Annotated in this window: 23 protein-coding genes and 1 tRNA gene; 18 read left to right on the top strand and 6 right to left on the bottom strand. The window is 60.5% G+C overall.

Translation table 11 applies throughout. From position 1 onward, the window contains the following. Positions 1-18 precede the first annotated feature (18 nt). Positions 19-684, bottom strand: a complete 666-nt coding sequence (locus LY631_RS06265) for a uracil-DNA glycosylase (RefSeq protein ID WP_274424266.1) — start codon at positions 682-684, stop codon at positions 19-21. After that, entirely contained in the window at positions 684-1262 is a 579-nt protein-coding gene (locus tag LY631_RS06260) for a LabA-like NYN domain-containing protein (RefSeq protein ID WP_274424265.1), read from the bottom strand. Before LY631_RS06260 ends, LY631_RS06265 begins: the two co-directional genes overlap by 1 nt. A 256-nt stretch (positions 1263-1518) precedes the next feature. Here LY631_RS06260 and rpoZ point away from each other — a divergent pair, with 256 nt between their 5' ends. The 9 genes from rpoZ to LY631_RS06215 all read left to right on the top strand — a co-directional run bounded on the left by rpoZ (position 1519) and on the right by LY631_RS06215 (position 9154). After that, on the top strand, positions 1519-1932 hold the full coding sequence (rpoZ, locus tag LY631_RS06255; RefSeq protein WP_274424264.1) for a DNA-directed RNA polymerase subunit omega: 414 nt from the start codon (positions 1519-1521) through the stop codon (positions 1930-1932). A 106-nt stretch (positions 1933-2038) separates the two neighbouring features. Then, the gene (locus tag LY631_RS06250) at positions 2039-4288 is read left to right on the top strand and encodes a RelA/SpoT family protein (protein ID WP_274424263.1); all 2250 of its coding nucleotides are present in this window, start codon (positions 2039-2041) and stop codon (positions 4286-4288) included. 174 nt (positions 4289-4462) lie between these two features. Continuing rightward, a complete protein-coding gene (locus LY631_RS06245; RefSeq protein ID WP_274424262.1) occupies positions 4463-5056 on the top strand; it encodes a DUF2062 domain-containing protein in 594 nt (197 codons plus the stop codon). Then, positions 5056-5463, top strand: coding sequence for a holo-ACP synthase (gene acpS, locus LY631_RS06240; RefSeq protein WP_274424261.1), 408 nt, complete (start codon positions 5056-5058; stop codon positions 5461-5463). The genes LY631_RS06245 and acpS overlap by 1 nt, the downstream gene beginning before the upstream one ends. Positions 5464-5572: 109 nt before the next feature. Then, positions 5573-6322, top strand: coding sequence for a signal peptidase I (gene lepB, locus LY631_RS06235; RefSeq protein WP_274424260.1), 750 nt, complete (start codon positions 5573-5575; stop codon positions 6320-6322). Further along, entirely contained in the window at positions 6322-7035 is a 714-nt protein-coding gene (gene rnc, locus LY631_RS06230) for a ribonuclease III (RefSeq protein ID WP_274424259.1), read from the top strand. The genes lepB and rnc overlap by 1 nt, the downstream gene beginning before the upstream one ends. Beyond that, complete coding sequence (gene era / locus LY631_RS06225) at positions 7032-7943, top strand: GTPase Era (protein WP_274424258.1); 912 nt, start codon at positions 7032-7034, stop codon at positions 7941-7943. The genes rnc and era overlap by 4 nt, the downstream gene beginning before the upstream one ends. A gap of 18 nt (positions 7944-7961) precedes the next feature. Then, entirely contained in the window at positions 7962-8726 is a 765-nt protein-coding gene (gene recO / locus LY631_RS06220) for a DNA repair protein RecO (protein WP_274424257.1), read from the top strand. 113 nt (positions 8727-8839) lie between these two features. Next, positions 8840-9154 (top strand): DUF6105 family protein, encoded by a 315-nt coding sequence (locus tag LY631_RS06215; RefSeq protein ID WP_274424255.1) that lies wholly within the window; start codon positions 8840-8842, stop codon positions 9152-9154. Here the strand turns inward: LY631_RS06215 and ruvX are convergent. Next, entirely contained in the window at positions 9118-9606 is a 489-nt protein-coding gene (gene ruvX, locus LY631_RS06210) for a Holliday junction resolvase RuvX (protein WP_274424253.1), read from the bottom strand. The genes LY631_RS06215 and ruvX overlap by 37 nt on opposite strands. 74 nt (positions 9607-9680) lie before the next feature. On the opposite strand from ruvX, the gene LY631_RS06205 reads away from it, so the two are divergent. The 8 genes from LY631_RS06205 to LY631_RS06170 all read left to right on the top strand — a co-directional run bounded on the left by LY631_RS06205 (position 9681) and on the right by LY631_RS06170 (position 15706). Then, positions 9681-10388 (top strand): metal-dependent hydrolase, encoded by a 708-nt coding sequence (locus LY631_RS06205; protein WP_274424252.1) that lies wholly within the window; start codon positions 9681-9683, stop codon positions 10386-10388. An 86-nt stretch (positions 10389-10474) separates the two neighbouring features. Further along, positions 10475-10762 (top strand): Asp-tRNA(Asn)/Glu-tRNA(Gln) amidotransferase subunit GatC, encoded by a 288-nt coding sequence (gene gatC / locus LY631_RS06200; RefSeq protein ID WP_274424251.1) that lies wholly within the window; start codon positions 10475-10477, stop codon positions 10760-10762. Between the two features lie 5 nt (positions 10763-10767). After that, on the top strand, positions 10768-11250 hold the full coding sequence (locus LY631_RS06195; protein ID WP_274424250.1) for a GNAT family N-acetyltransferase: 483 nt from the start codon (positions 10768-10770) through the stop codon (positions 11248-11250). Positions 11251-11252: 2 nt separating this feature from the next. Then, the gene (gene gatA / locus LY631_RS06190) at positions 11253-12737 is read left to right on the top strand and encodes an Asp-tRNA(Asn)/Glu-tRNA(Gln) amidotransferase subunit GatA (protein WP_274424249.1); all 1485 of its coding nucleotides are present in this window, start codon (positions 11253-11255) and stop codon (positions 12735-12737) included. A 41-nt stretch (positions 12738-12778) separates the two neighbouring features. Further along, positions 12779-13582 carry a YdcF family protein gene (locus LY631_RS06185; RefSeq protein ID WP_274424248.1) on the top strand — a complete coding sequence of 268 codons (804 nt, stop codon included), beginning with the start codon at positions 12779-12781 and terminating at the stop codon, positions 13580-13582. A gap of 541 nt (positions 13583-14123) precedes the next feature. After that, positions 14124-15038 carry a PhzF family phenazine biosynthesis protein gene (locus LY631_RS06180; protein ID WP_274424247.1) on the top strand — a complete coding sequence of 305 codons (915 nt, stop codon included), beginning with the start codon at positions 14124-14126 and terminating at the stop codon, positions 15036-15038. A gap of 162 nt (positions 15039-15200) precedes the next feature. Continuing rightward, positions 15201-15276, top strand: a tRNA-Lys gene (locus LY631_RS06175). Positions 15277-15469: 193 nt separating this feature from the next. Next, on the top strand, positions 15470-15706 hold the full coding sequence (locus tag LY631_RS06170; RefSeq protein ID WP_274424246.1) for a hypothetical protein: 237 nt from the start codon (positions 15470-15472) through the stop codon (positions 15704-15706). Here LY631_RS06170 and LY631_RS06165 read toward each other — a convergent pair. Then, on the bottom strand, positions 15701-16036 hold the full coding sequence (locus tag LY631_RS06165; protein WP_274424244.1) for a hypothetical protein: 336 nt from the start codon (positions 16034-16036) through the stop codon (positions 15701-15703). The two genes, LY631_RS06170 and LY631_RS06165, sit on opposite strands and share 6 nt — an antisense overlap. A gap of 284 nt (positions 16037-16320) precedes the next feature. Between LY631_RS06165 and LY631_RS06160 the strand changes: the two genes are divergently transcribed. Then, positions 16321-17238, top strand: a complete 918-nt coding sequence (locus tag LY631_RS06160; RefSeq protein ID WP_274424243.1) for a PRC-barrel domain-containing protein — start codon at positions 16321-16323, stop codon at positions 17236-17238. A 23-nt stretch (positions 17239-17261) separates the two neighbouring features. Here LY631_RS06160 and LY631_RS06155 read toward each other — a convergent pair whose 3' ends face one another. Both LY631_RS06155 and LY631_RS06150 read right to left on the bottom strand, forming a co-directional pair. Continuing rightward, positions 17262-21869, bottom strand: coding sequence for a translocation/assembly module TamB domain-containing protein (locus LY631_RS06155; RefSeq protein WP_274424242.1), 4608 nt, complete (start codon positions 21867-21869; stop codon positions 17262-17264). Then, complete coding sequence (locus tag LY631_RS06150) at positions 21866-23797, bottom strand: autotransporter assembly complex protein TamA (RefSeq protein ID WP_445082844.1); 1932 nt, start codon at positions 23795-23797, stop codon at positions 21866-21868. Before LY631_RS06150 ends, LY631_RS06155 begins: the two co-directional genes overlap by 4 nt. Between the last annotated feature and the right edge of the window lie 109 nt (positions 23798-23906).

Here is a 23906-nt window from a genome sequence, read left to right as displayed (position 1 = left end):
AGGCGATAGGGCAGTGAGTTACTGCCCTAAATATTCCCTCAAACTCCTAAACACCTCCACAAACATCTCCTCGGTCAGCTTGCCCGTGTTCGTGTTGTACCGCGAGCAATGATAGCTTGAGAAAATGCGGAGTTGGCCGGCATCCTGCTCCGCGCCGTGGGCGAAGGGGAATTGACGGACCGGATAGCCGAGCGCGCGGACCGTGGACTGGTGCGCGATGGTGCCAAGGGTCAGAATGGCCTTCAGATTGGGAAACCGGGTGAGGGAAGGGGCGAGGAACCGCTCGCGGCAGGTCCTCACCTCGGCGCCGACCGGCTTGTTCTCCGGCGGAACGCAGCGCACGGCATTGGTGACTGCCGCATCCACCAGTTCAAGCCCGTCATCGGGGCGCGCATCGAAGACGCCCCGGGCAAAGCCGAAGCGTGTCAGCGTCCCGTAGAGCAAGGTGCCGGCGTAATCACCAGTGAAGGGGCGTCCCGTCCGGTTCGCTCCACGCAGCCCCGGCGCAAGCCCAACAATCAGGACGCGCACGGCGTCTGCCCCTTGTCGCGGAAGGAACGTGGGAACCGGTCCGTTGAACCACTCCGGTTCGCGCTCGCGCCAATCACCGATGAAGGCGTTCAGGCGCGGGCAATGGGAGCAGTCGCGCGACGGCTCCTCAAGTTCGAGGGCAGCACGGGCCATCAGGTTTCGTGCTCGTGACTGTCCTGTTCTGGGCGGCGCGGCGGGCGCTCCGAAGGTGCGCGGCCGATTTCGGACTGGAGCGAAGCGAGGTCGATGAAGTTATCCGCCTGGCGGCGCAACTCGTCGGAAATCATGGGCGGCTGGGACTGAATGGTAGAAACGATGCTGACCTTGCGGCCCTTGCGCTGAAGCGTCTCGACCAGGGTGCGGAAGTCCCCGTCACCGGAAAAGATGACATAGTGATCGACGACTTCGATAAGTTCCAATGCGTCGATGGTGAGCTCTATGTCCATATTTCCCTTGATCTTGCGGCGGCCGCTGGAATCTGTGAATTCCTTGGCAGGTTTGGTCACGACCTTGTAGCCGTTGTAGTCCAGCCAATCGATCAACGGGCGGATCGAGGAGTATTCCTGATCCTCAACCAGCGCGGTGTAGTAATAGGCGCGCAGCAGGTAAGCCTTTTCCTGGAAACTCGCCAGCAGCTTGCGATAGTCAATATCGAAACCCAGCGAACGGGACGTGGCGTACAGGTTCGCTCCATCTATAAACATTGCGATCTTCTCGCGCGGATCAAACATCGCTCAAATATCCTTCGTGACAATTAACTGCGCTGGAATACGGGCGTGCATCGCAAAACGCGGTATCATCACACCCACCTTATAAAGACATAGTGCGGTCTTGTTTTTCTGCCAATGCTCATTAAATCTCCATACCGCGAAATAACGTGTATTTTATCGGCATCACGGTCGGTAGCGACCACGGCCCTTGTATTCACAGCCCGGAAGGGCTAAGGACCGGCCGATTCCGCAAATTTCAAGATTGAAAGGGGCGCAGATGGCCCGTGTCACGGTAGAAGATTGTATCGACAAGGTTGAGAACCGGTTTGACCTCGTACTTCTGGCCGGCCACCGCGCCCGCCAGGTTTCGCAGGGTGAGCAGATCACCGTTGATCGCGACAACGACAAGAACCCGGTCGTCGCGCTGCGCGAAATCGCCGAGGAAACGCTTTCTCCCGGCGATCTGAAGGAAGATCTGATCCATTCGCTGCAGAAGCACGTCGAGGTGGATGAGCCGGAACCCGACCTGCCGGAACTTCCTGCCGAGCCGCAGGAAGAGGCCGCCGTTGCACAACAGCAGCGGCCGGAAGGCGTGGAGGAAGAGGCTGTCGCCTTCGACCGTATGAGCGAAGAAGAGCTTCTTGCCGGAATCGAGGGGTTGGTCCCGCCGGACAAGAACGACGATTTCTGATATCGGGAAGATCTCTTCCGCAAACGACGGCTCGGGCTTATCCTGCCGGGATTCGATTGTGCCGCAGCACTGCGGCACATGAATTTTGCGTGTGGAGAAGCGGCCTATGATGCGTCAGTATGAGCTTGTTGAGCGTGTCCAGCGCTACAAGCCTGACGTGGACGAAGCGCTTCTCAACAAAGCCTATGTCTACGCAATGCAGAAGCACGGCTACCAAAGGCGTGCTTCCGGCGATCCCTACTTTTCCCATCCACTTGAAGTCGCGGCGATCCTGACGGAACTGAATCTGGACGAATCGACCATCGCCGCGGCGCTGCTTCATGACACGATTGAGGATACCACGGCCACGCGCGACGAGATCGACGTGCTGTTCGGGCCGGAAATCGGTCAGCTCGTTGAAGGCCTGACGAAGCTGAAGAAGCTGGACCTGGTCTCCAAGAAGGCGGAGCAGGCGGAAAATCTCCGCAAGCTCCTGCTCGCCATATCGCAGGATGTGCGCGTGCTGCTGGTGAAGATGGCGGATCGACTGCACAATATGCGCACGCTCCACCACGTTCCCACCCACAAGCGCCTGCGGATCGCCGAGGAGACAATGGACATCTATGCGCCTCTGGCCGGGCGCATGGGCATGCAGGATATGCGTGACGAACTGGAGGAGCTGGCCTTCCGCTATATCAATCCGGAAGCCTTCCACACCGTCACCGAGCGGCTGGCCGATCTGCTGGAGAGCAATCGCGGCGTAATCAAGGAAATCGAGGGCGCTCTGGCGGAGCTTTTCAAGGCGTATGAAGTCGATGCGACCGTGAAGAGCCGGCAAAAGAAGCCGTGGTCGGTCTTCCGAAAGATGGAAACCAAGGCCCTGTCTTTCGAGCAGCTCTCGGACATTTTCGGTTTTCGGGTGATCGTCGATACGGTCGATGATTGCTATCGGGCGCTCGGGGCCATTCACAAGACGTGGTCCATGGTGCCGGGCCGGTTCAAGGACTACATCTCCACGCCGAAGCAGAACGATTATCGCTCCATCCACACCACCATCGTCGGTCCGTCCCGGCAGCGTGTGGAGTTGCAGATCCGCACGCACGAGATGGACCGGGTGGCCGAATACGGCGTGGCGGCGCATTCGCTCTACAAGGATTTCGGCTCGAATCCGAACGGGGCCGGGCATCAGATTTCCAAGGACACCAATTCCTATGCCTGGCTCAGGCGGACCATCGAGGCGCTTTCGGAGGGCGACAATCCGGAGGACTTTCTCGAGAACACGAAGCTGGAGCTGTTTCAGGATCAGGTCTTTTGTTTCACCCCGAAGGGGCGTCTGATCGCGTTGCCGCGCGGCGCTTCGCCAATCGACTTCGCCTATGCCGTCCATACCGACGTGGGCGACACCTGTGTGGGCGCGAAAGTCAACGGCCGCATCATGCCGCTGATGACGGAGCTGAAGAACGGCGACGAGGTGGAGATCATACGCTCCAAAGCGCAGGTTCCGCCGGCAGCCTGGGAATCGGTAGTGGTGACGGGCAAGGCCCGTTCGGCCATTCGGCGGGCGACGCGAAATGCTATACGCAAGCAGTACTCGGGACTGGGGGCGCGCATCCTGGAACGGGCCTTCGAACGTGCTGGCAAGGATTATTCCAAGGAGGCGCTGAAACCCGTTCTGCATCGGCTGGCGCGCAAGGATGTCGAGGACGTGCTCGCGGCAGTGGGGCGCGGTGAGCTTTCATCCCGGGACGTTCTCCATGCGGTTTATCCCGACTACAGGGACGAACGCGTGACGCAGACGCAAAAGCCACGCGAGGAAGGCTGGTTCAATCTGCGCAATGCGGCAGGAATGCTGTTCCAGATTCCGGGCCGTTCCTCGCGGCGCGGGCGGCGGCGGAAGAACGGCGATGCGCGGGAGGAAGGCCAGAACGGCGCGCTTCCCATTCGCGGGGTCAGCGGAGATCTGCCGGTACGTTTCGCGCCGGAAGGTGCGGTTCCGGGCGATCGAATCGTCGGCATCCTGCAACCAGGATCGGGTATAACCATTTACCCCATCCAATCGCCGTCGCTGACAGCTTACGACGACCAGTCAGACCGCTGGATCGACGTGCGATGGGACATCGACGAAAACAACACAGAACGTTTCCCGGCGCGCATTTCCGTTACGGCGATCAACGAACCGGGATCGTTGGCCGAAATAGCCCAAACCATCGCCTCTAATGACGCGAACATCCATAATCTCTCTATGGCCAGAACCGCCCCCGATTTCACCGAGATGATGTTCGATCTGGAGGTCTGGGATTTGAAACATCTCAATCGTCTGATTTCGCAGCTCAAGGAGGCCGTTTGCGTAAGCAATGCACGGCGCGTCAATGGGTAGCAGCTTTCTAGGGCGCTGTTTCGCCTAACTTTCGTGCTGGTTTCGGGCAGGGCTGTTTTCGCGAGAGGCTTGCTTGCCTAAGTGTCACTTAACATTCGGAAGATATTGGTGAGTCGCACACGGACCGGCTCTGCTCGATCATAGACTCGGCCTGGATAAAGGCACGGAACGCGAATGCTGTTCAAACGGAGGAAAAATGCGGATTTCTGGGAGCGTTTGCGGACGCTCCTCTGGCCGCGGCGGTCGTTCTGGCGTTCGGCGCAGTATTTTGCCAAGCGGGCACTGCGGCTGAGCGGAACGCCGCACGCGATCGCGGCCGGCGTTGCTGCCGGCGCCTTTTCCTCCTTCACACCGTTTCTCGGATTTCATTTTCTGCTCGCAGCGGCACTTGCCTGGATCATTCGCGGCAACTTGATCGCCTCTGCGATCGGGACGGCCTTCGGCAACCCGATCACTTTCCCGTTCATCTGGGGCGCCACGCTCGAAGTGGGCCGGATAATCCTGTATGGGCGGCATACCGGCCAGCTTGGCCCGATGCACATCGGTGAACGACTGTGGAGCATGCACTTTTCCGAGCTTTGGCAACCGCTCCTCAAACCCATGGCTGTTGGGGCACTGCCGGTCGGGTTGCCGATAGCGATCATTCTTTACCTCGTAATGCGCTGGGCCGTGGTTGCATTCCGCGCTCAGCGCCGGAAACTTCTCGCCGAACGGGCGCGCCGCCGGGCAGCGGCGCAGTCTTATGGCGCCAACACGGCTGCGAGCTGATGATCATAGGACTTGGAAGCGATCTGATCGATATCCGACGTGTGGCCAGAACGCTGGAGCGCTACGGTACGCGTTTCACAAACCGCGTCTTCACAGAGATCGAGCAGGCAAAGTCCGATCGGCGCCGTGAGCGCGCGGCTTCCTACGCCAAGCGGTTTGCCGCGAAGGAGGCTTGTGCGAAGGCATTAGGGACCGGCCTTTCGCGGGGTGTCTTCTGGCGGGACATGGGAGTCGTGAACGAACCGGGCGGTAAGCCCACGATGAAACTCACGGGCGGCGCAGCCCAACGCCTGAAGGCGATGGCGCCTGAAGGGCACGAAGTGCGCATACATCTCACCATTACCGATGATTTTCCGCTCGCGCAGGCCTTCGTGATCATCGAAGCGGTACCCGAATCATGGCAATGAAGCCGCGACTGCCTTATTCAGAGCACATTGCGGCTGATGAAACGAGCCGATAAGACGAGACCAAGATGAGCGGCGTGGCAGTTGGGGCCGCGGCCGAACCGAGGACGACATGAGCGTGGTGGATAAATCTCAGAAGAAATCAGGCGGTATTGGCGAGACAGTCAGCGTCATTGTACAGGCGCTTTTGATTGCGCTCGTCATACGTACTTTCTTTTTTCAACCTTTTTCCATTCCGTCCGGTTCGATGCGGCCGACGCTGCTGGAAGGTGACTATCTCTTTGTTACCAAATGGGCCTATGGCTATTCGCGCTATTCGTTCCCCTTTTCACCGCCGCTCTTTTCCGGCCGTGTTTGGGAGAGCCCGCCGGAGCGCGGTGATGTTGTGGTGTTCAAGTTTCCGCCGAACCCGTCGCTCGATTACATCAAGCGCGTGATCGGCCTGCCGGGTGATCGCATCCAGGTGCGGGACGGTCAGCTCTACATCAATAACGAGCCGGTCGCCCGTGAAAGGATCGGGCAGATCAACAATGAGGATATCACCGAGATGAACCGGCCGGTGGATGTCTATCGCGAGACCCTGCCCAACGGCGTTTCCTACGATACCCTGGATCTTTCCACCAATTCCATCGGCGACAACACGCGCGAATTCACCGTGCCCGAGGGGCACTATTTCATGATGGGAGACAATCGCGACAACTCCACGGACAGCCGCTTCTCGGTAGGATTCGTGCCCGAGGACCATCTTGTCGGGCGCGCCAACATCATCTTCTTCTCCATCGCCGGTGGCGCGAGTCCCCTGGAGATCTGGGAATGGCCGTCGGAGCTGCGCTGGTCGCGCATTTTCTCCTGGGTTGACTGATGACCAATAAGCGCCTCAAGGGGCGGGAGCTGGCCGATGCGGTGGAGAAGTGCACGGGAACCAGCTTCAGCGATGTAAAACTGCTCGAGCAGGCGCTCACCCATTCCAGCGCGCGTGCCGAGGCCGATTACCAGAGGCTGGAGTTTCTTGGCGACCGGGTTCTCGGACTCGCGATCTCGGAGATGCTCTTTGAGGCCTTTCCCGATGCTCCCGAGGGCGAGCTTTCGGTGCGGTTGAACGCGCTTGTGAATGCAGAGACGCTTGCCGAGATAACGGACGAGCTCGGTTTGTCGCCGTTTATCCGTACCGGTAACGATCTGCGTTCGCTGGCTGCCCGCAAACAGGTCAACATGCGCGCCGATGTACTGGAGGCGATCGTGGCGGTCGTTTACCTCCAGAATGGATACGACGGGGCTCGGGATTTTGTGCGTGCGCACTGGGAAAAGCGCTCACAGGCTGCAGATGCAGCACGCCGGGATCCCAAGACGGTGCTACAGGAATGGGCCCATCAGGTATCCGGCGGCGCTCCCGATTATCGAGTGGAAGAACGGGAAGGCCCCGATCACGATCCCCTCTTCACCATTGCTGTCCACATCGAGGGGTATCCGGCAGGGCGCGGGCGCGGGCGTTCCAAGCGCGAGGCGGAACAGGCCGCCGCGACCGAGATTCTTGTACGTGAAGGAGTGTGGCAAACGCTGGGCGGAACATCATGACGAGCGAGACCAAAACCGCTACCCATTCGGGTTTTGTCGCGCTCATCGGCGCGACGAACGCGGGCAAGTCGACCTTGATCAACCAACTGGTCGGCACAAAGGTCTCCATCGTCACGCACAAGGTGCAGACGACGCGCTCGAACATTCGCGGCGTGGCTATTCACGGAAATGCGCAAATCGTTTTCATCGACACGCCGGGCATTTTCCGGCCGCGGCGCAGACTCGACAAAGCCATGGTGACGACGGCGTGGGGTGGTGCGAAGGACGCCGATATCGTGGCGCTGCTCATCGATGCAGAGCGCGGTATCAAGGGTGACGCGGACGCTATCCTCGACAATCTACGTGACGTAAGGCAGCAGAAGATCCTCCTCCTCAACAAGGTTGATCGTGTGAAGCCGGAAACGCTTTTGGCCCTTGCGGATGAGGCCAACAAGCGCGTCGCATTCGAGCGGACCTTCATGATCTCGGCGCTTACGGGTTCCGGCTGCGAGGATTTGCTCGATTATTTTGCGGAAAACCTGCCGGAGGGGCCCTGGTACTACCCGGAAGATCAGGTTTCAGACCTGCCCGTGCGGCAGCTCGCCGCCGAGATTACGCGAGAGAAGCTTTACCTGCGCCTTCATCAGGAGCTTCCATACTCCGCTCATGTCGAGACGGAGCGATGGGAGGAGCGCAAGGACGGGTCGGTTCGCGTCGAGCAGGTGATCTATGTCGAGCGCGATAGCCAGAAGAAAATCGTGCTCGGCCGCAAGGGAGTGGCAATCCGCGATATCGGCCAGGCAGCGCGTGAGGAGCTTTCCGCGTTGCTGGAGCAGAAGGTGCATCTGTTCCTTTTCGTGAAGGTGCGCGAGAACTGGAGTAACGACCCGGAGCGCTATCGCGATATGGGACTTGAATTTCCCACGTAATGGGATGAAAACATTCCTATGGAATGGCGCGATCAAGGCATTGTTCTGGGCACCCGCCGGCATGGCGAAACCAGCGTCATTCTGGAGGCGATGACGGCGGCGCACGGACGCCATCTCGGCCTGGTGCGGGGCGGACGCAGCCGGCGCATGCAGCCTGTCCTGCAAGCCGGCAATCGCGTCGAACTGACCTGGCGCGCCCGGCTGGACGAGCATCTGGGAAACTTCCAGGTGGAGCCGGTTGCCCTGAATGCGGCGCGGCTGATGAACTCGGCACTTTCCGTCTACGGAATTCAGACGCTCGCCGCGCATCTGCGGCTTCTTCCCGAGCGCGATCCGCATCCTGGCTTTTTCGAGACGCTCGGCTTCATGATCGAGCATCTTGAGGAGGTGCATACGGCCGGGGTCATGCTCGCCCGTTTTGAAGTCGCCGTCCTGGAGGAATTGGGCTTCGGGCTCGATCTGTCCCATTGCGCGGTAACCGGTCAGCAGGAAGGGCTCGCCTATGTGTCACCCAAGTCGGGGAGGGCGGTGACACGAGAAGCCGGAGAACCATGGCAAGACAAGCTCTTTCCTCTGCCGGCCTTTTTGATTGCCGAAAAAGACGTGCCGTGTGATCGTCCGGATATCCAGAATGCCTTCGCGTTGACCGGTTTTTTCCTCCACCGCCACGTCTATGAGCCGCGCGGGTTGATGGAGCCGGAGGCGAGAGTGGGCTTTCTTGCGGCACTGATGCGCGGGCTGACGCAGGCCGCGCCGGAGGCGGACGGCGACAGCGCGGCGTAGCTACGGGTGTTGATGCCCCCGGCGGTGTTAACCTTAATGAATGGTATGCATTGCAGGAGAGCGCTCCGAGGGCCACCCTTCGCCAATCCTAACGCGCGGAGTGGAAGAGCCTTATGCGTTACCTCTTTATCTTCTGGGCATTGCCGATCGGGCTCTTCTGGGGTTGGTATCATCTTTCCTTTAACGACATACATTTCGGGCTGTGGTTCTTCAGCCGCGAGATGCACGATCTCGTGTTCGGGATCTATGGTGAGATCCTGGGGATAGCGCCCGACAAGCTTCCGCCGCTCGTGGCGCGCGCTTGCGTGGTCGATACGTTCATTCTTCTGGGGATTATCGCATTTCGCCGCCGCCGCGTGATCCGGGAATGGCTGGAGGCGCGGCGGCAGCGTTACCGGCGGGGAGAAGAGCCCGCGCGCAGCGCCTGAAGACGATCCAGCGCCCCCTGCAGGATGAAGGCGGCCGCGGCGGCATCAATGCGCTCGGCGCGCTTTGCCCGCGAGGTATCCATTTCGAGCAAGGCCCTTTCGGCCGCGACGGACGAGAGACGTTCGTCCCAGAACACGAAGGGCAGGGCCGTCAAGCGCTCCATATTGCGCACGAAAGCGCGAGTGGACTGGGCGCGGGGTCCTTCGCTTCCGTCCATGTTGACAGGCATCCCGATGACGACCGCGCCGGCATCTTCACGCATCAGGATATTGAGGAGCTTTTCGGCGTCCTGTGTGAACTTCTTGCGTGCGATGGTGGTGCGCGGCGTGGCGAAGGACAGGCCGAGATCGGAAACGGCGACGCCAATGGTCTTCGTACCGAGATCAAGGCCGGCAAGCGGTCGCCTCTCCGGCAGGCCGGCGACCAACTCTTCGATGGAAATGACGTTCACAGCGCGGTCCGTTCCTTTAATTCATCGGCGGCACGTTCTATCGTCTATGGCAGCAACAAGCGAGGAGTGCGGCAATGAAAATCACCTGGTATGGCCATTCCGCTTTCAAGGTCGAGGCGGGAAACGCAACGATTCTCATCGATCCGTTCCTGACCGATAACCCCGCATGGGACGGCGGCTGGGAAGAACCTGCCGAAGGCGTCACGCATCTTCTATTGACCCATGGGCATAGCGACCACGTGGGTGATTCAGTCGAAATCCTGAAAAAGACCGGTGCCATGCTGGTCGCCAATTTCGAGCTTAGCAATTATCTGGTCGGGCAAGGCGCCGATGGGGAGAAGATCAATCCCGGCAATCACGGCGGCACCGTCGATTGCGGCGGCTTCACCACCACATTCGTCAATGCGCTTCATTCCTCATCCTCCCCGCAGGAGGGCGGCGGGAATGTCTATCTGGGGAATCCGGCCGGGCTCGTCCTGCATTTTCCGAACGAAAAGACGCTCTATCACATGGGCGATACCGACATTTTCGGCGATATGGCGCTTATCCAGGAGTTGCATCAGCCGCAGGTCGGGCTCGTCCCCATCGGTGACCGTTTCACCATGGGTGGCGCGGTGGCAGCACTTGCCTGCCAGCGCTATTTCCATTTCGAAACCGTGATCCCCTGTCACTATGCGACATTCCCGCTGGTCGACCCGACCGCCGAGAAATTCACCGAAAGCATGGAGGGGAGCAGCACGAAGGTGCTGACGCCGGAATATGGCAAGCCCGTAGAGCTTTAGACGGCCGAATTGCCGATCGCGGTTGCGTCCGGCTGCCGGCGCCATTATAGCCCTGTGCCAATGTTCCCTTGCAAGGAAGAAGGCCAATGTCCGTCGATATCGACACGGTGAAACGGGTCGCGCGATTGTCGAGAATAGCCGTCGATGAGGAAGATGCGAGCCGCATGACGGGAGAGCTTAACGCGATCCTCGGCTTTGTGGAGCAATTGAACGAGGTCGACGTAAGCAATGTCGAGCCGATGACGTCGGCAATTCCGACATCCATGAAGATGCGGGCGGACGAGGTTACCGACGGGAGCAAGGCAGAAGACATCGTTGCCAACGCGCCGGTGACGGATGAGAATTTCTTCGTCGTTCCGAAAGTAATGGAATAGCCGGCATGGCCATTCAGATCGCTGTCGAGACGCCACTTCAGGATGATGTGCGCGCGCTGATCGCGGAACTAAACGAGACCCTGTCGGCTCTTACACCGCCGGAGTTCTGTTTCCACATGACGGTGGAACAGATGGCGAGGCCCGAAACTACACTGTTTGTGGCGCGTGACGGCGGATGTGCCGTGGCCTGTGGCGCCTTACACCGCCATGACGGTGATATTGGCGAGGTCAAGCGCATGTACACGCGCTCCTCTCACCGGGGGCAGGGAATCGGAAAGGCTATCGTCCAAAGGATTGAGGCGGCGGCTCGCAGCGAAGGGGTGGCGAAACTCGTGCTGGAAACGGGGGATCGTCATCCTGCGGCATGGGCTATCTATGAGCGGGCGGGTTTTACTCGCTGCGGGCCCGTGCTCGACTATCCCGATTCCAAGTGGTCCATTTTCTACGAAAAATCAATCACCGCCGAACCGGCGGTCGCTGACGGGTAATCATGACCGAACTGACCAACCTCACGATTTCCGAAATCCGCGAGAAGCTCGCGGCGAAGGATTTTACCGCACTCGAATTGACCGAGTCCTATCTTTCGGCGATCGAAACCGCGAATGAGCGGCTCAATGCCTATATCGAGGTGACGGCCGACAAGGCGCGCGAGATGGCGAAAGCCTCCGACATGCGGCTGGCGGAGGGCGGGGCGCGACCGCTTGAGGGGGTGCCGATCGGCGTAAAGGATCTTTTCGCCACCGAAGGCGTGCACACCCAGGCCGGTAGCCATATTCTGGATGGCTTCAAGCCACGCTACGAGTCGACCGTGACGGCCAATCTGTGGGCCGACGGGGCAGTGATGCTGGGCAAGCTCAATATGGATGAGTTTGCCATGGGGTCGTCCAACGAAACCTCCTATTACGGCCCGGTGGTCAATCCGTGGCGCGCCGACGGCGACAACACGGATCTGGTGCCGGGCGGGTCTTCCGGCGGTTCGGCGGCGGCGGTGGCAGCATGGCTGTGCGCCGGCGCGACCGCGACCGATACGGGCGGCTCAATCCGCCAGCCTGCCGCCTTCACGGCAACGGTCGGCATGAAGCCCACCTATGGGCGGTGCTCACGCTGGGGCATTGTCGCATTCGCCTCGTCGCTGGACCAGGCCGGGCCGGTGGCGCGTGACGTGCGGGACGCGGCTATTCTTATGAAATCCATGGCTTCGGTGGATCCGAAGGATACCACGTCGGTCGATCAGCCGGTGCCGGACTACGAGGCAGCGATCGGACAATCCGTGAAGGGGCTGAAGATCGGTATTCCCAAGGAATATCGCATGGAAGGCATGCCGCAGGAGATCGAGACCCTGTGGCAGAAGGGCATCGACTGGCTGCGTGACGCGGGCGCGGAGATCGTCGACATCTCGCTGCCGCATACGAAATACGCCCTGCCGGCCTACTATATCGTCGCGCCGGCGGAGGCTTCGTCCAATCTCGCCCGCTATGACGGTGTGCGATACGGTCTGCGCGCCACAGGCGGCGGCGATGTCACGGATATGTATGAGAGGACGCGCGCGGAGGGCTTCGGCCGGGAGGTGAAGCGGCGCGTGATGATCGGCACCTACGTGCTTTCTGCCGGTTATTACGATGCCTATTATCTTCGCGCACAGAAAGTTCGTACGCTGATCAAGCGCGATTTCGAGCAGACCTTCAATGACGGCATCGATGCGATCCTGACGCCGGCAACACCATCGGCCGCGTTTGGCGTGGGCGATCAGGACATGGCGGCCGATCCCGTGAAGATGTATCTGAACGACATCTTCACGGTGACGGTGAATATGGCCGGATTGCCGGGCATTTCAGTGCCCGCGGGGCTCGACCCGCGTGGCCTGCCGCTAGGGCTTCAACTGATCGGCCGACCCTTCGACGAGGAAACGCTGTTCCGCACCGGCCACGTCATCGAACAGGCCGCCGGCCGGTTTTCACCCAAGCGCTGGTGGTAGCCGTGAGCGGCGCGTCATCGCTCGGGTGAGGGCGCGCGGCCGTGTTTCACCTCGCGTCAGCCATCTTCTGGGCGGTGGCCCAGCCAGTCAGCCTTGTCATGCTGCTCCTGGCCGGCGGTACAGGGGCTTCCATACTGCAGTGGCACAGGCTTTCGCTCGTTCTTTGCAGCGCGTCGCTGGTACTCCTGTTTCTTTCGGGATGGACGACAGTGGGCGCCCTGCTTCTCCAGCCGCTTGAGGAGCGCTTTCAGAGGCCCGACCCGCCGCCGCGGGATGTTGACGGGATCATCGTTCTGGGCGGCGGTATGGAAAGCGGAATCAACCTCGCGCGCAGCGGTTACGAGCTTAATTCCGGCGGTGACCGGCCAGTGGAGGCCGCCGTGCTCGCCCGGCATTATCCCGAGGCGAGGATCGTCGTTTCCGGCGGTTCCGGTTCTGTCTTCACCGAGGGAGAAGGCGACGCGGATTCGGCGCCTCGTCTGCTGACCGCGCTCGGTGCGGAGCCGGAGCGCATCGAACTCGAGAAGAAGTCGCGCGACACCTACGAGAACGCACTTTTTTCAGCGCGCCAGATCAATCCACGGCCGGGGCAAACCTGGCTCCTCGTAACTTCGGCCTTTCATATGCCGCGCTCGGTCGGCGTGTTTCGCAGCGTCGGTTTCCCGGTCGTGCCGTGGCCGGTCGACTACAAAACATCAGGGCGTGAAGGCATTGGTCTTTCTCAGGATAACCTGATCGATACGCTCGATAACATTACCGTGGCCGTCCGCGAGTGGATCGGTCTCATCGCTTATCGTGTGGCCGGTAGAACGGATGAGCTTCTGCCCGCGCCGGGCGAGGAATAAGCGCGCGTTCTTTTCACAAGCATGAGCCACGATTTCGCCAAAAGTGTTGAAAAATTCTTGCGGTTAAGCAGCCTGCAAAGCATTGAATCCTCTAGTATTATGCCTATCTACGCGCGGCGCTGGGCGGTTTGCGCCTTCATACTGCCCCTTTTGGGCTTGCAACCGCGTGCCGGGCGCAGTATTGCGGCGTTAATGCGTTGATCGGGGACGTTGGATCGGCGCGATAACCAGTGAAAGAATGAGCAATCGATGGACGAAAGCGTTCAGAAATCCTGCTGGGGCGTCATGGCCAAAGCAGCGGTTGGCCTGGCTTGTATCATTCTGCTTGCATGGCTTTTCACAGGTGGTGAAGCTGCTGCGTTAATGGCGGCAAACTAACCAAATCTGACCACCACATCGAATGACTTTTAATGACAGGCGGGGAGTGACACCCGCCTGTCATGCTTTGCCCGCCCCGTAGGGAAGGCGGTGACGGCGACTTGCGTCCCGAGGAAGAAAAAGCCCGGAAGGAATCATTGGCGCGCCGGTAAAGGAGGGTTCCGTGGCCGCTCGCCGCTATTTGATCTATGATGTGTTCGCCCAGAGTGCGCTGGCGGGGAACCCGCTGGCCGTGGTGCTCGACGCCGAAGGGCTGAGTGACGCCGAGATGCAAGCGATTGCCGGCGAGTTCAATCTCTCCGAAACCGCTTTCATTCTTCCGCCGGACAACCCCATCCATACAGCCCGCGTTCGTATCTTTACACCGCGTAGCGAATTGCCATTCGCGGGTCACCCGACGGTTGGCACAGCGGTCGCTCTCTCACAGCAGGTGGACACGCTCGGTTCCAAAGAGCGCATGTCGATCGTCGTTCTGGAGGAAAATGTCGGGCCGGTTCGCTGTGCGGTTACGATCGGGCAGGGCACGGCTTTCGCAGAGTTCGATCTGCCGCGCCTGTCCGAGCGGGTCGATTTCGACGCGCCATCCGAAGTTGTTGCCGCCGCCTTGGGTCTTTCGCATCACGAGATCGGTTTTGAAAATCACGTGATCAGCGCCTGGACCTCCGGCGTGCCTTACGTCTGTGTGCCGGTGGCCGATCTGCGGACCGCGGAGCGCGTTCGGCTGGATGCCGCGATGTGGGAAGAGTTTGCACCACAGGAAGGCGGCGGCGGGGACCCTTACGTCTATTGTCGCGAGACGGTCAATCACGATTGCGCCTTCCATGTGCGCATGTTTGCGCCGCGAGCGGGTATACCCGAAGACGCGGCAACGGGATCAGCGGCCGCTGCCTTTGCAGGCGCTGTGATGGAATATGACGAGCCCCTTGATGGTGCGAGCCAGTTCTGGCTTGAACAGGGCATCGAGATGGGCAGGCCATCGCGTATCCGCCTGGAAATCGATGTTTCGGGAGGCGCGATCGAGGCCGCGCGTATCGGTGGATCGGCCGTCAAAGTTGCCGAAGGCACGCTTTTTCTTTGAAATCGGCAAAGGTGGGGACCATATAGCGCCCGAAATGCATAACTTCTGCATGCTAAAAGCGGCAAACGGGCTTGCGCGGCACGGCTGAACACGCTAATGGCCGTCCCGTTAATCGGTGGCCGTCGGCGCAGCTCAGTGCTTTGCCCGGAAGCCAGTCCGGATGGGTGATTAGCTCAGTTGGTAGAGCAGCTGACTCTTAATCAGCGGGTCACAGGTTCGAGCCCTGTATCACCCACCAAATTTTCAAAGACTTAGATAGAAGTGTGCGGACAAGACGAGAGCGTGCCGCGCTCATAACGTCGTCTCGTGCCTCTATGGGCTTCAGGATGCGTTTTGGTAGCGTATCGCAAGTTGCCTTTCCCGCTAGCGGGCGGAACATCAGCGGTTCCGGCATTGTTGGACCCAAGTATTCTAAGCTGAGGAGACCGACAATGGCACGATGTGAGGTTTGCGGGAACGAATATGACAAGGCCTTCCGTGTTGAAATGGGCGGGGAGGCACATGTGTTCGACAGTTTCGAATGCGCAATCCATGCTCTAGCGCCCAACTGTGCTCATTGCGGGTGCCGCGTCATAGGCCACGGGGTGGAGAAGGACGGCGTCATCTTCTGCTGCGCACATTGTGCCGGGGAGGAAGGCGTGGGGCAGGTCAGGGATCGCGCCTCATAGCTGTGGGTCGTCCTTCGGGCCAGCATGTGTCAGCTTGTCGGGGCGCTCAAGCCCCTTCAAGACGCTGCGCGGGCCTTCCTGTGGAAAGTCGCCGCTATTGTCTTCCACGACACGATAGAGCTTGTCGTCCCGAAATGCGCTGGCGAAGCTGGTGGAGACGCCGTCACCGGGCTTGGCTGGGATGTCCAGAAAATCGATTTCAGCTTCTGCGGCGACAATCCGCGCGTCGGCGACCGAGCGCGCCCGGACGACCACCTCGCCGGCTGGGGATGCAAGATCCCAGTTCGGATCGGTTTCCGCCGCATCTGGTATCAGTCTGTAAATTCTCATTCCATCTGGCCCCGCTTGGTAAGATCGGAATTGAAGGAAAACGCACGGTTGGGCGAGCTGTTCCAGGTGGTTCGGACCGGGCAAATTTTTTCGATCTTTTTTCGGGAACCTTTGTTCGGCTGGCGCATTGGGTGAATGACGACACGCACTCCCCCCGCCCCCCAACCCCACAACTGCGTGTCGTTTGCCGGCGCTTGCGCCGGCATTTTTTTTGGGGCGAACAATTAGCCTCGGGAGAGGTTGGGGATAATACCAATTCACTTGTCTGACGGAGGTGCCAAACCGTGAAACACTATCTGAAAGCCGCGCTGAGCGTTGCCTCGGTCATAGCTGTTGTCCTGCCGGCGTCCGCGCAACAGGAGAACGAGGAAAGCCAGGCCGACGCACAGACGGGAGAAACGTCCCAGTGCATGGAGCAACTTCAGCAATTGGCCCAATCCATGCAAGATGACGGTTATTGGCTCTCAGGCTATCGCGGGTATGGAACGGTAGGAGTCATGTCGCCTTCAGCTGCACGCAGCACGGCGCCCGTGGATGCGCAGCCGGAGCAAATGACCGGCGAACTCGAGGTGCAGCCTGAAGGCCAGGACACGACGCAGGACGTCCCTGGAGGAGCACCGTGGGGCGGCGTGACCTGGGAGCAGCGGCCGCAGTTCGAAATCGGCGTCCTCTACCGCGCGGGGTACGTTCTCGCGCAAAACGACAACGAGGAAGCCTGTCAGACAGTCGCCGACGCGACCCAGCAGCGATATGAACAGTATGTAAGCGAACTGCAGGAACTCGGAGTCGACCCACAAGAGGTGACGACTTGGCGGCAGGCGGCAATTACCGGGTCCCAGCCGGTTACTGAGTTGGAAGGTAGTTTCCGTGTCGAGGATGTTATCGGAACCGATATCCGGAACGCCGAGGATAACAACCTCGGCAGTATCGAAGATGTGATGCTCGATCCCCAGACCGGCGAGATTCGATATGTCGTGGTTGGGCATGGCGGCTTTCTGGGCATCAACACGGATGATGTCGTTGTGCCGTGGGAGCGTCTGCGGGTCACCGCGGGCATGAACGCGTTCGTCCTGCCGGTGGATGAGGCGATGATGGAACAGGCGCCGCAGCTCCCGGATGGCGGGCTGATGGATCAGCAGCAGACCGGGTCGCTCAATCCTGAGGAAATCGATTCGTACTGGAACCAGACGCAGGCCGAATAGCAGCGGTCCTTATACGGACGGGGTCAATAGTCTCTTTCGTAGAATATACCGAGACTTGAGTCTCCGTCCGAGCCGACAGAGCCACGCGCGCGAAGGTCCTCGGTGATATCGAGATTGATCGTTGCGCGCGTGGTGCCGCCGGTGCCGGTTTCCACGCCCACGTAAACATTCTCCTGAATATAGTTGCCGACGCGCAGGGCAGGGTTGCCTTCCGCATCCGTAATGATGTCGATGTCTTCCAACCCGGTCGCTTCGCGCAGCGCGCCAAGGAGCGAGTTACCGCCGCCGCCGGCCAATTCCGCTGCAGCGGCGGCGAGTTGGGCGAGCTGAAGCGGGGAGAGTTCATCGATGCCACGATTGAAGATGAGGCGCGCCAGGACCTCGTCTTCGGGAAGCTCCGGCTGCGAGGAAAATGTAATGTCGAGGTCCGAGACCGGTCCGGACACCGTGACGAAGACGGTGATATCCGTTCCCGCGGAACGGGCGACAAAGTTCAGCACGGGATCGAGGTCGCCCAGCAATGTCACCGTGCCTTCATCGAAGGTCAGCCGCTGCGTGAGGATATCGAAACGGCCGCGTATGAGCCGGAACCCGCCCACCGGCTGCACCGAGGTTATTGGGCCGGTCAGTTGAATGGATCCGCCGAGCTCTGCATCAAGGCCGCGTCCACGCACGAAGATGCGTGCCGGGGCATTGATGTTCAGATTCAGCCGAAGGACACTGGGCCGATCACTCGGCATGGGCGTGCCGTCATCGGCTCGCGCCCGCCGGAGGGTCTGCTGGACGGCGGGCGGCGGGGCGATGTGTTCGACCTCCAGTTCTGCCGCGCCTCCCCCAAAATGCTCGGGCACCGCGATTTCCGCATTATCAACGGTCAGATTGCCTGAGAGAAGAGGATCGCGCGTGAGCGGACCCTGGAGCGACATCGAGCCGTTCAATGTTGCCGTGACGAGATCCTGGTCGACGTAACGGGCCTGATTGAGATTGATCGTGAGATTGGCGGGAAATCCCGCTGCGGCATTGGTGGAGATCGAGCCGGCGATCGAAACGGTTCCCCCCGCCGCGAACGCGGCTGAGGCGGAGCTTATGGTAAGGGTCTCCTGCTGGAGAGCGGCGACGAGTTGAATGTTCGTCAGGCGCATATTTGTCATCGGATCGACCGCCGCGGCATTCGCGGTCGAGAAGGATCCGGTTATGACGGGATTTGCAAGGCTGCCGGCTACGTTCAAGTCGGCGGTAATCGTCCCCGTGAGCTGTGCACCCCGTTCGGCCAGGAGGCGGTTGGCCAGGGGCAGCGGAACGGTGCCGCTCGCGTTTACCGCCAACCCGCTTCCCGTCAGGGGTACTCTGCCGCTGGCGGAGACGGAAAGGCCCGCCGGCCCGCTTGCGCTCAGGCTTTCAAGCGCGACCGCTCCTTCCGCGTAGCGCCCGGAGGCAGAGATGGCGAGCGGGGTTGCGCCGAAGGTCGCAAGAGGGGCTGCCGTGAAGTTTTCTGCCTGGAGAGTGAAATTTGCGGCCGGGTTATCCAATGTGCCCACCACGCGAGCCGAGCCGGTCAGTGTTCCGCCGAGGTCCTGTCCGGGAATGCGCGCGTTCAGCAATGAGATCGGAAAGGCTTGCAGCGTTATGTCGAGCGCCATGTTCCCGTTATCGAGGGGGACCGCGCCCTCGATGACGACGTTCAATCCGCCAGGGCTGGTCGCGCGCGCATTGACGTTGAGCGTTTGGCCTACGGTGTTGCCGTTCGCGTCAATGTCGAGCGACTGGAGACCGGCCTGTGCCAACACGTCGGCGGTAATCGCGCGGCCGGTCAGGTCAAAATTCACCTGAGGCTGAGAGCGGGGGCCCGAGATCGTGGCGTTGCCGCTAATCGTCCCCCCCATTTCAAGATCGGGACGAACCGTGTTCGCGAGGGAAAGCGGAACGCTGTTGATCGTCACTGCTACGTCGTACGTAGCGCTTATCTCGCCCTGAGCTGTGATCTGGCCGCCAGCGACGTCCAGTTCAACGGGATCAAACCTGATCGTCCGCCCCTGAACGCTCAAGCTTACCGGGCGTGCGAGGCTGGCCGATGCGCCTTGCTGCTCCAGTTCCGCTTGCTCCAGCGAGATCGTATAGCCACCATCCTGCGGGGTGAGAGAACCGCTGGCGGATATGTCGGTCCCATTGGTAAGAACAGCGTTAGCCGAGAACTCGGTCGTTTGGCCGCGGGTTTCGGCGGTGGCGTTCATCTCCGCCACGTCTATGCCGGCCGCCGAGAGCCCGTTTGCGTCGATCGTTCCCTCAATTTCCGGAACGCCGAAAAGGTTGTCGATATCTGCCTGTATATCGGCCGCATTGACCGAAAAGCGCTCGCTCACGACGTTGCGCAAATTGGCGGCCAGGGCAACGTGCTGCTCGTCGTTTCGCGGTTGGAGGGAAAGCTCCGCATCCACCGCGCCTTCGGCCTCTTCCAGGAACAGGGCGGCTGCGGTCGAGATATCCGTGGCGTTCAGCACGAGATCACCGGTCAGCAGTCCGTCTCCGTCCTGCATCAGATCGCCGGTCAGCCGCGCCCCCTCGGTCGAGAAGGTAAGGTCGTTCAACTGCCGTCGGTCCTCGGCTGCCGATACGTTTGCTTGAAGCTGTGCGTTAACACCGTCGAGCAAGGCATTGCCGTTCAGGTCGCCGGCCAGGATCCGGTTCTGCAGTGTGCCGTCGAACCGAAGGCTGGCCGCGCTCAATGATCTATCGAGGAGGCGCCCGTCCGGAACCTCCGCCGCGAATGTGAGGTCGAGGATGCCGTCAGTGCCGGTTGCACTACCGTTGACAGTCAGCCGGCCCTGGGCCCGGTCGGTGACAAGTGCCAGATCGGAAAGAGCTGCGTCGAAACGGAAATTTGCGTTGTCGCTTGCGATGGCTCCGTTGGCGGTGAGTTCCACCTGCTCGTTGGCGATCCTGAAATCATCGGCGGACAGCCCTTGTTCGCCGCGGGCCAGTCGTCCGCCAATCTGTGTTTCACCGACAAGTAGCGCGTCGGCGGTCGGGATGCCTATGCGAAGCGAATCCGCCGTACCATCCAACGTCAGGTCGAATGCGCCGCTGATGGGGCGTACTGCGCCGTTTGCGGAAAGATTAAGGCCACCCTCAAGCTCGCGCTCGGCGAGGCCTGAGAACGGTGCGATGCTCTCCGTCTCAATGCTGATGTCACCCTGGAACGCGAGGTCTGAAACCGTTCCGTCAAGGGAGACAGTCAGGGCGTGACCGGCCAATTCGGCGCTGGCAATGGTGAGGGGCTCGCCTGCGCTCCACGAGCCACTGGCCTGGAGGAGAATGGAGCTGCCGAGTGCATCGGCGATATCGGCGCGCACTGCGATTATACCGTCCAGCCCGCCTTCGGCATCGAAAGTGAGGCTGCGCGCATCCGGTTGCGCGAGATTGCTGGCCTCGCCCGTCAGCACAAGGGTTGCTTTATCCGCCGTAATCGTATCGGTCTGCAGATCGGTGACGTCCAGGTTTGCTTCCCATTCTCCGCTTGCATCGCCATAGTCCACGGTCAGGTGCGCGGACTGCACAGCGGTGGTGCCGCCCCGGACGGGTAGCACGACCCGTTCGCCGTCCGGGTCGGCGATACTTGCGTTGAGCGAAAAGCTGGTTGGGAAACCGTCGCTGGCGGTATCGGCTGTGGCCTCGAGTTGCAGCGAGGCGCTGGTAAGTGTCAGTTCGTCCAGGCGCATTCCACCGCTGTTCTTGGCGACACCGGACGCTTGGAGCGTTGTCTGATCGCCAAAAAAGCCGCGCAGGGTTGACGGAAGCAGCCGTTCGACGGAGCCTTCAATATCTGCTCTGAAGCCCAGCCCGTCCGATGTCTGGCGAAACCGGGCCGTTCCCGTAACCGCGGGTTGATCTGCGACGGTCAACGCCAGCGCGAGATCGAGCTGGTCTATCGGCCCGGAACCGTTGAGTGTGAGGGACAATGGCGGGTGCCCCTCGATGTTGAGGACGTTTGCCAAGACTCCGTTTTCCGGCTCCGATAGCGCCAGATCGACGTCCATTTCCTCGGATTCATTGCTGTATTCGGCCTGTAAGGAAAGTTGCCCACCGGGGCCGTCCAGCCGCTCGATTTCCATTGCCGTATCGAGCGAGCCCGATTCCAGTCGCAGCCGGCCCTCGATGGAGAGCATCGATTCCAATCCGAAGACTTCCTCTCCGAAGGAAACCTGCGGTACCTGCAGACTTTCCAGGTTTATCGCGATCGGCAGTTCAGGGACGGTGAACGAGCGTGCTTCGGGCGAGGGCAAACCCTCGCTGGGAAGGGGGCGCCGGATAACTTGGATCGATTCGGCGCCGAGGTGCTGAATTTCCAGGCGCTGCCGAAGCAGGAGCGTGGAGCGGCTCCAGTCGATCACTGCATTGGAAATACGCAGCCAGACGCCTTCTCGATCCGCAATGGTGATTTCGGCGATAATGGCTTCGGAGGAAAGGGCGCCCTGAATGCCGCTAATGCGGATCTGTCGGTTCGGCGTCGAAAGCTGGTCCTCCAGAAAGGAGGTGAACAGCGACCGTTCCTCCTCAGCCGTCGTGTCTGTATCCTGCGCGAACGCAGGCAGGCAGAGCAGGAAAGCAAACAGGGCGAGAATGGACCGTGTCAAAATGCTTGTCCTATTCCGAGATAGAGTGCCACGGTCGGATCGTCGGGTCCAGGATCCAGCGGAACCGCCAGGTCCAGGCGAATCGGTCCCACCCCGGTCTGGTAACGCACGCCGGCGCCGACGCCTATGCGAAGATCTTCCGAGAAATCAGGAAGCGCGTCGGCGTCGACAAAACCCGCGTCGACGAAGCCGACGATGCCGATGTTTCTCGTGATGCCGGCGCGCAACTCGATCGACCCTTCAATGAGGGAGCGACCGCCGATGGTGCCGGCCGGTGTCTCAACTCCAATGCTGCGGTAGGCATAGCCACGCACCGAGTTGCCGCCACCGGCAAAGAAGAGCTGATCGGGGGGCGTTTCAGCAACAGGTGGTTCGATGAGCGCCCCGAGCTTCGTACGACCTGCCAGGACAAACCGGCTTTCCTCGTCCAGGCTGTAATAGGTGCTGCCCTCGGCGACGATGCGCGCTGCGGCATTGCCATAGTTGAACTCGTAATAGGGCGCCACGGACAGGTCGACATAAACGCCACGCGTGGCGTTCGTCGGGTCGTCCCGTGTGTCATAAGCGATGCCACCCAAGAAGCCCGCAGTCGTGAACTCGCGTGTGCCGAAAATGTCGTCCTCGAACTTGGCATGACTGCCGGTCGCGAAGATGCGGCCCGAAAGTTGCTCGGAAAATGTGTGGGTGAACCCGACTTCAGCGGAGACGCCGGTTCGGGTATAGACGTCCAGGACTTCGCGCTGGCCGTAGAGCGAAGCGGTAAAATCCGTTTCCGGCGTATAGATTCCCGGCTTCGTAAAGGTTGTGCCTACGCGATAGGTGAATTCGCGAGGATCGATCGTCTCGCCGATGCCGGAGACCTTGCCTTCGACGCGCAAACGTTCGGCGCGACCAAAAAGATTCCGGTGCAGCCAGAATGCCTCCAGTCCTAACCCGTCCAGGGTCGAGTAGCTGCCACCCAGGCCGTAGCGGCGCAGCAGACGCTCCTGCACCACGACTTCGATCGGCAGGGTTCCATCCGGATTGATCGTGTCGGCCTCCTCGATGCGCGACGAGCGGAAGACGCCGAGTTCCGTCATGCGTTTACGTGCAGTCGCGATTTCATCGGGATCGTATTCGCTACCGGGTACGATTCCAGTCTGGCGGGCGACGAAATTCGGGTCCATGCGTTCCGTGCCCCGGACGGAGACTGGGCCGAAAACCGCATGCGCACCCGGATCGACCGTCAGGATCGCCTCAATGGTGTCCGTTGTATGGGCCGCCGTGACACGGCGATCGGCGATCTCCGCCTTCGCATAACCCTGCTGCTGCCAGGCAGTGGCAGCAAGCCGCCCCGCGAGCAAGATGACATCACTCCCGGCCGGTTCTCCGCGGCGAAAGCCGCGATCTGCGGGATCCTCGACGGTATCATCGGGGTCAGTTGTCGGCGGCGCCTTATTGACGATGCGGGCCTCTTCGAAATGGAAGAGCGGGCCGGGATCGATCGTGACCTGAACCACCGCCGGGCTGCCAAAGACAGCATCGGGAAGCAGGTTCGAAGCTTCCTGGCCGTCAACGGTGATGGAGATCGTACCGCCGTATCGCGCTTGACCGTACAGTGCATAGAGTATCCGGCGGTAATCGCCGCGCGCCTTTGCCACCAGGCCGGCAGCACCCGAGGCGGGCTCGTCCCTGTCTGTCCATAGGCGGGAAGCGTTTCTCAGCGCCCGTTCTATTTCGTTGTCCTCGCCAGCGACCGAAAAGGTGACTTCATATGGCTGAGGCGTGCCGATGACTTCTTCCGCGGGATCTTCACGCGGCTCGAAGAGGCGCAACCCGAAAATCTCCAAGGCTGCTGCCGGGGCCGGAATTACAACCACGAGTGCCGCCAAAGCGGCTATCAACACGGGCGGCACTGAGCCTCGTGATTTGGGGGTGCAGTTACTCAAACATCCTCCCACGGCTAACTGAACTGTGCCGCTCAAATTATTGATTTTCCCCTACCGCCCCCCGGGTGCAACCAGAACCAATGGGAAATGGTTTGCCATAAGCTGCCGT

The organism is Chelativorans sp. YIM 93263, from assembly GCF_028767125.1.
Taxonomy (GTDB): domain Bacteria; phylum Pseudomonadota; class Alphaproteobacteria; order Rhizobiales; family Rhizobiaceae; genus Chelativorans.
The sequence above is the reverse complement of the archived record's forward strand: the minus strand, read 5'-3'. Positions and strand labels throughout refer to the sequence as shown.